We start from the raw sequence: 7,631 nt of genomic DNA, 5'->3' as shown, positions 1-7,631 counted from the left end.
TCTGCCGTGTCCGAGATGGTCCGCACGACAGCGCAAGGCACGTCGTGCTCGTAACACACCTGAGCAATCGCCGCGCCCTCCATTTCCACAGCAAGCGCATCGGGCAGGGCTTCGGCGAGCGCCGCCACCTCCACAGCACTGGAAACGAAGCGGTCACCGCTGATAATCATGCCTCGATGCACACGCACACCGTCCAACGCGAAACGCTTGGTGAGCGCCGCGCCTTCGTCGGCGACGAAGCGTTCACACGCGGCGGCAAGACGGTCAGCGAGCACTTCGTCTGCCGAAAAACGCGCGCGATCGAGCAACGGTACCTCATAGCGAGGAAACAGCGGCGAGGCGTCCAGATCATGCTGCAAGAGCGAATCGGCGACCACGATGTCCCCCACACGTACACCGCGCCCCACACCGCCGGCCACGCCGGTGAAGACGATGTTGTCGACGCCGAAGACGTGAATCAGCGCGCTGGCGCTCGCGGCAGCGGCGACCTTACCGATGCGCGCCAGCGTCACAACACAGGGCACACCATGCACGGTGCCGGTATGGTATTCGCGGCGACCAAGCGTGACGGTGCGCATTGCGCCTTCCTCACGCATCGCTTCGACGAGGTCGCCGAGCTCCTCTTGCAGCGCGGCCAGCACTCCCAACCTGCGCGTTTTATTCATGTCATCTTTTGCGTTCACTCAACCACCTGCAATTTTGCGAGCGCCAGAGCGAGCCATTTCTCGCCATGACGCTTAAACCGAACTTGCGCTCGCGCATCTGCGCCGCTGCCTTCGAGGGCCGTGATCGCCCCCTCTCCGAACTTCGTATGAAACACCTGCTGGCCAACGCGAAAGCCTGTGTCGGCCGCGCGCTGATCATTCGCGAACGCCGGCAATGCCGCTGCGGCACTCTGCGCACCGCCATGGCCACTGTAGCCGCCCTGCTCACGGTATCCGCCGCGCTGGTCCTGTTGCCGGTCGGGCCGACCAAACCAGTCACGCCCCCAGCCGGCATTGTCGGCGCGTCCGCCCCAGCGCGCGCCCGCCTCTGCCTTTGGCGTGAGCCACTTCAGCGCGGCCTGCGGCAGCTCGTCGAAGAAGCGCGAGCGAACGTTGTAGCGCGTCTGCCCGTGCAGCATGCGGCTTTGTGCGAGTGACAGGTAAAGCCGCTCCTTCGCACGCGTGATCGCCACATACATAAGACGGCGCTCCTCCTCGAGCCCATCGGCTTCGGTGGCGCTGTTTTCGTGAGGGAAAAGGCCCTCTTCGAGCCCCGTGATGAATACGGCTGTGAATTCGAGGCCTTTGGCCGCGTGCACCGTCATCAGCTGGACGGCTTCGACTCCCGCCTGCGCCTGGTTCTCGCCCGCTTCGAGCGATGCATGCGACAGGAAGCCCGCGAGCGGCGTCATCATCTCGGGGTTTTGCGCCGGCTCGTCAAGGCCTGGGGCGTCCAGCACGGTCGCGCCCGCATCGCCCCCAGTCTCTGCCGTCGCTGAGCCCAAACCGGGCACCGCGCTGGCTCGCGGATCAAGCGGAATGGAGCGCGCCGGCGTATCGAGCCCGTATCCTTCCTCGCTGACGAAAGCGGTGGCGGCGTTGACCAGTTCCTGCAAGTTTTCGAGCCGATCCTGCCCTTCGCGCTCGCCCTGATAAAAATCCACCAGGCCGCTTAACCGCACCACATGCTCTACCGTCTCCGGCAGGCTCTTGTGCTCGGTCTCGGCACGCATTTTTGCGATCAGATTGGCAAACGCCCCAAGGCTCGAGCCGGCTTTGCCCGTAACGTAAGGAATAGCCGCTGCCATCGAGCAACCGTAAAGCCGAGCAGCGTCGGCCAGTTGCTCGATCGAACGCGCCCCGATGCCGCGCGCCGGAAAATTCACGACGCGCGCAAAAGCGGTGTCATCGTTCGGATTGTCGATCAATCGCAAATAGGCGAGTGCGTGCTTGATTTCCTGCCGCTCGAAGAACCGCAGCCCGCCATAAACGCGATAGGGAATGCCGGCGCTCACCAGCGTGTGCTCGATTGCGCGCGACTGCGCGTTGCTGCGATAGAGCACCGCAATCTCGTTGCGCGCGAGCCCGTTCAACATCAACGCCCGTGCTTCCTCGACGATCCAGGCGGCCTCCTGTGTGTCAGTGGCCGCCTCGTACACGCGGATCGGCTCGCCATGACCGGCATCGGTACGCAAGTTCTTGCCGAGCCGGCGCGCATTGTGTGCAATGAGCTCGTTGGCCGCATCGAGAATGTGCCCATGCGAACGATAGTTCTGCTCGAGCTTGATGAGATGCTGCACGTTGAACTCGCGCTCGAAATCGCGCATGTTGCCGACGTTCGCGCCACGAAATGCGTAGATCGACTGGTCGTCATCGCCGACCGCAAAGATCGCGTTCGAGTGCCCGGCAAGCAGCTTCAGCCACGCATATTGGAGCTTGTTCGTGTCCTGAAACTCATCGACGAGAATGTGCCTGAAACGGGCCTGATAGTGCGCACGCAGCGGCGGGTTGTGAACCAGAAGCTCATAGCAACGCAACAGTAGCTCGGGGAAGTCGACCACCCCTTCGCGCTGGCATTGCTGGTCGTAGGCATGGTAAAGCTCGACGAACTTCAGGTTGAAGTTGTCCGATGCGTCGACCTGATCAGGCCGCAGCCCCTGCTCTTTCGCATTGTTGATGAAATACTGGAGGTTCTTGGGCGGATATTTCTCGTCATCGACTTGCAGGCCTTTCATGAGCCGCTTGATCGCCGAGAGTTGATCGGCCGTATCAAGGATCTGAAACGTCGCGGGCAGTCCCGCATCGCGGTGGTGAGCGCGCAGCATCCGGTTGCACAGGCCGTGAAACGTGCCGATCCACATGCCGCGCGTATCGATGGGCAATAGCGCGGACAGGCGCCCCATCATCTCTCGCGCGGCCTTGTTCGTGAACGTGACGGCGAGGACCGTTGCCGGCGACGCGAGCTGCTGCTGGATCAGAAATGCGATACGCGTAATGAGCACGCGCGTCTTGCCACTGCCGGCACCGGCCAGGATCATCGCCGGCTCGTTCGGCAGCGTGACGGCGGCCAGTTGTTCGGGGTTCAGGTTGGCGAGCAGATCGGGCATGAGAGAAGCGAGGTAGCGAGGCGCGACGCTCATTATAAGGTGCGACGCCTCATTCTCGCGGCCGGCCGATCAGGCGACCCCTTATAATTCGATGTTTTCACGCATCCAATCGGCAGATAGCAATCATGAGCGACACCACGCTGGCGAAAAGTTTCGAGCCGCAGACAATCGAGGCTTATTGGGGCCCCGAATGGGAGAGACGCGGCTATGCCGCACCGAAATTCGAAGCGGGCCGCGAGAACTTCTCGATCCAGCTGCCGCCCCCGAACGTCACGGGCACGCTACACATGGGCCACGCGTTCAATCAAACGATCATGGACGGCCTCACGCGCTATCACCGGATGCTCGGCGACAACACGCTGTGGCTGCCCGGCACCGATCACGCCGGTATCGCGACGCAGATCGTCGTGGAGCGGCAGCTCGACCGCGAAGGCGTCTCGCGGCACGACCTCGGCCGCGAAAAATTCCTTGAGCGCGTCTGGGACTGGAAGCAGCAGTCCGGCTCGACGATCACTCGGCAGGTCCGACGCCTCGGCGCCTCGATCGATTGGTCGCGCGAGTACTTCACGATGGACGACAAGATGTCGAAGGTCGTCGCAGAGGTATTCGTGCGCCTGTACGAACAGGGGCTCATCTATCGCGGCAAGCGGCTCGTGAATTGGGATCCGGTGCTGATGACGGCTGTCTCCGACCTCGAAGTGGCAAGCGAGGAGGAAAACGGCCATCTTTGGCACATCCGCTATCCGCTTGCCGACGGCAGCGGCCATGTCACCGTCGCGACCACTCGTCCCGAGACGATGCTCGGCGACGTCGCCGTCATGGTGCACCCCGAAGACGAGCGCTACCGAGACATCATCGGCAAGATGGTGAAGCTGCCGCTCGTCGACCGCGAAATTCCGGTGATCGCTGACGACTACGTCGATCGCGAATTCGGTACCGGCGTCGTGAAGGTCACGCCCGCGCACGATCTCAACGACTATCAGGTAGGTCAGCGCCACGGCTTGCCGCAGATCGAGATCCTCACGCTCGATGCCAAGATCAATGACAATGCGCCTGCTGCCTACCGCGGCCTCGATCGTTTCGAGGCTCGCAAGCGCATCGTCGCCGAGCTCGAGGCGCTCGAGCTCATGGAGTCGGTCAAGCCGCACAAGCTGATGGTGCCGCGCGGCGACCGCACCGGCGTGGTACTCGAGCCGATGCTGACAGACCAATGGTTTGTCGCAATGAGCAAACCGGCGCCGGAAGGCACGTTCCATCCGGGCCAGTCGATCGCTGAAAAAGCGCTCGATGTCGTGCGCAACGGCGAAGTCAAGTTCGTGCCCGAAAACTGGACGACCACCTATTACCAGTGGCTCGAGAACATTCAAGACTGGTGCATTTCGCGCCAGCTTTGGTGGGGTCACCAAATTCCGGCCTGGTACGGTGACAACGGCGAGGTGTTCGTCGCGCGCAGCGAGGAAGACGCGCGCGCGCAAGCCGCCGCACGCGGCTATACGGGCGCACTCAAGCGTGACGACGACGTGCTCGACACCTGGTTTTCGTCGGCGCTCGTGCCCTTCTCCTCGCTCGGCTGGCCGAACGAGACGAAGGACCTCGAATGCTTTCTGCCCTCGTCCGTGCTCGTAACGGGCTTCGACATCATCTTCTTCTGGGTCGCGCGCATGATCATGATGACGACCCACTTCACGGGCCGTGTGCCGTTCCACACCGTCTATGTGCATGGCCTCGTGCGTGATCACGAAGGCCAGAAGATGTCGAAGAGCAAGGGCAATACGCTCGACCCGATCGATCTCGTCGATGGCATCGATCTCGAGACGCTCGTCGCAAAGCGCACGACGGGGCTCATGAATCCGAAGCAGGCCGCATCGATCGACAAGAAGACGCGCAAGGAATTCCCGGACGGCATTCCGGCTTTCGGCACCGATGCGTTGCGCTTCACGATGGCGTCCATGGCAACGCTCGGCCGCAACGTCAACTTTGACCTTGCACGGTGCGAAGGCTATCGCAACTTCTGTAACAAGCTCTGGAACGCGACGCGGTTCGTACTGATGAATTGCGAAGGCCACGATTGCGGCTTCAGCAATCCCGGGGCGTGCGCTCCCGGCGATTGCGGGCCGGGCGGTTACACCGATTTCTCGCAAGCCGACCGCTGGATCGTCTCGCTGCTGCAGCGGGTCGAGGCCGAAGTGGAGAAAGGCTTTGCCGATTACCGCTTCGACAACGTCGCGAACGCGATCTACAAGTTCGTCTGGGACGAGTATTGCGACTGGTACGTCGAGCTCGCCAAGGTGCAATTGCAGCAGGGCACGCCCGAGCAGCAACGCGCCACGCGCCGAACGCTGTTGCGCGTGCTCGAAACCGTGCTGCGCTTGGCACACCCGATTATTCCCTTCATCACCGAAGCGCTCTGGCAAAAGGTTGCGCCGATCACCGGCACCTATCCGCAAGACGCGGCCGAGGGAACCGCTTCGATTATGGTTCGGCCCTATCCGCGCGCGCAATCCGAGAAGATCGACGAGGCGGCGGAACACTGGGCGAGCGAGTTGAAAGCGGCGATCGACTCATGCCGGAACCTGCGCGGCGAAATGAGCCTTTCGCCCGCGACGAAGGTGCCGCTGCTCGTGCACGGCAACGCTGCCCAATGGCAGACGTTCGCGCCTTATGCGCAAGCGCTCGCTCGCCTTTCCGAGGTGCGCATCATCGCCGACGAGACGACGCTCGACCGTGAAGCTCAAGGCGCGCCCATTGCGATCGCCGGCGGCGACAAGCTCGTCCTGAAGGTGGAAATCGATGTGGCGGCAGAGCGGGAACGGCTGGGCAAGGAAATTGCTCGACTCGACGCCGAGATAGCCAAATGCGCGGCCAAGCTTTCCAATGAGGCATTTGTCGCAAAAGCACCAGCTGCCGTCGTGGAGCAGGAGCAAAAAAGGCTGTCACAATACAGGGACACCGTCGAAAAGCTGAGCGCGCAGCTCGCGCGCCTGCCCGCTTGACGCCGTTTTTTTGCCGTCGACGGCCCGATCCGATTAAGCAAATCGACAAAACCAGGGTAACGCCATGCTAAAAGTCACTAAGGCAGTTTTTCCCGTGGCCGGTCTCGGCACTCGCTTTCTTCCCGCCACGAAGGCGAGCCCGAAAGAGATGCTGCCTATCGTGGACAAGCCGCTGATTCAATACGCGGTTGAAGAGGCGATGTCAGCAGGCATCACCGAGATGATTTTTGTAACGGGGCGCAGCAAGCGTGCGATCGAGGACCACTTCGATAAGTCGTACGAGATCGAGGCCGAGCTCGAGGCGCGTGGCAAGGAGCGGCTGCTTGAACTCGTGCGCAGCATCAAGCCGAGCCATGTTGACTGCTTCTATGTGCGTCAACCCGAAGCGTTGGGACTGGGCCACGCGGTGCTCTGCGCCGAGAAGCTCGTCGGCGACAACCCGTTCGCCGTGATCCTTGCCGATGACCTGCTCTACGGCGTGCCGAGCGTCATGAAGCAGATGGTCGATGTCTTCGATCATTACCACAGCTCCGTCATCGGCGTGGAGGAAATCCCGCCGCAGGATACGAAGTCGTACGGCATCGTCGATGGCAAGGAGTGGGAAGACGCCATCATCAAGATGTCCGGTATCGTCGAGAAGCCCTCGCCCGAAGTGGCCCCCTCGAATCTCGGTGTGGTCGGCCGCTACGTGCTCAAGCCGCGCATTTTCGAGCATCTGCGCTCGATCAAGCCCGGTGCGGGCGGCGAGCTTCAACTGACCGACGCCATCCAGTCGTTGCTGTCCGACGAGCAGGTGCTCGCCTACCGGTACCACGGCACGCGCTTCGATTGCGGCAGCAAGCTGGGCTATTTGAAGGCGACGGTCGAATTCGCGTTGCGCCACCCCGAGGTGGCCGATGACTTTGCGAACTACCTGCGCACGCGTGCGCCGGTGATGGAAGGCTGAGGCCGACGGTGCGGCCCTCCGGTCGCGCCGTCATGGCGGCATAGCGGCCGTGGTTTGACAAACCGCTACTGGACGCCCTGGCTCACAGGGCGCCCAGCCTCAGCCACCTTCGTGCACGTCACGCACGTCAGAAGCGATACGTGACGCCGATCTTCACGATCGGATAGAAGCGGTAGCGCTCAACGTCGTTACGCAGTTGCTGCTCTTCTGCATCGACGTTCGCTTGTCCGGCCTCGGCAACGATTGCGGCAGGCACGTTGAAGTCGACATGTGGCTGGCCGTAGGCTACGCCCGCATCGAAAAACATCCCCCACCCCTTCTTGGCGTTCGGCGAATGCCCAAAACCGATGCCGAGATACGGCCGCACCGTCGGGTAGTGCACGTTCGCGTGGATTTGCTCGCCGAGCGATGAGTACGGCTGTCCGTTGATTGTGTATGTCCCGGACATCGCCTGCGCCGTGCCATCGACGCCGTCGCGACCGATCAGCACGCCCGCCGTCAGGCGGAAGGGCAGCACACTGGGCGCAGGAAAGAAGTCGGCATAGAGGCCTGCATGATAGAAGCTGAGCGTCGCATCGTAGTCCAGGCCGCCTGCGCTGAA

Annotated in this window: 5 protein-coding genes; 2 read left to right on the top strand and 3 right to left on the bottom strand. The window is 62.2% G+C overall.

The genetic code is table 11. The annotated features are described in order from the left end of the window. Positions 1 to 665: 5'-methylthioadenosine/adenosylhomocysteine nucleosidase (locus VL598_RS12220; RefSeq protein ID WP_325326985.1), on the bottom strand; the 665-nt coding region annotated here is incomplete at its 3' end. A gap of 14 nt (positions 666 to 679) precedes the next feature. Further along, positions 680 to 3,091: a UvrD-helicase domain-containing protein gene (locus tag VL598_RS12215; protein WP_325326986.1), complete on the bottom strand. Its 2,412-nt coding sequence runs from the start codon at positions 3,089 to 3,091 to the stop codon at positions 680 to 682. 125 nt (positions 3,092 to 3,216) lie between these two features. On the opposite strand from VL598_RS12215, the gene VL598_RS12210 reads away from it, so the two are divergent. Together VL598_RS12210 and galU are read left to right on the top strand one after the other, a co-directional pair. Next, a complete protein-coding gene (locus tag VL598_RS12210; RefSeq protein WP_325326984.1) occupies positions 3,217 to 6,084 on the top strand; it encodes a valine--tRNA ligase in 2,868 nt (955 codons plus the stop codon). Positions 6,085 to 6,148: 64 nt separating this feature from the next. Next, positions 6,149 to 7,030: a UTP--glucose-1-phosphate uridylyltransferase GalU gene (gene galU, locus VL598_RS12205; protein ID WP_325326983.1), complete on the top strand. Its 882-nt coding sequence runs from the start codon at positions 6,149 to 6,151 to the stop codon at positions 7,028 to 7,030. 127 nt (positions 7,031 to 7,157) lie between these two features. Here the strand turns inward: galU and VL598_RS12200 are convergent. After that, positions 7,158 to 7,631: hypothetical protein (locus tag VL598_RS12200; protein WP_325326982.1), on the bottom strand; the 474-nt coding region annotated here is incomplete at its 5' end.

The organism is Trinickia sp. (assembly GCF_035492435.1).
In the GTDB taxonomy this organism is placed as follows: Bacteria; Pseudomonadota; Gammaproteobacteria; order Burkholderiales; family Burkholderiaceae; genus Trinickia.
This window is presented reverse-complemented; position numbering and strand designations above follow the sequence as displayed.

Coding starts and splice junctions, on each gene's coding strand:
- VL598_RS12215 (WP_325326986.1), bottom strand. CDS start 3,091: ATGCCCGATCTGCTCGCCAACCTGAACCCCGAACAACTGGCCGCCGTC.
- VL598_RS12210 (WP_325326984.1), top strand. CDS start 3,217: ATGAGCGACACCACGCTGGCGAAAAGTTTCGAGCCGCAGACAATCGAG.
- galU (WP_325326983.1), top strand. CDS start 6,149: ATGCTAAAAGTCACTAAGGCAGTTTTTCCCGTGGCCGGTCTCGGCACT.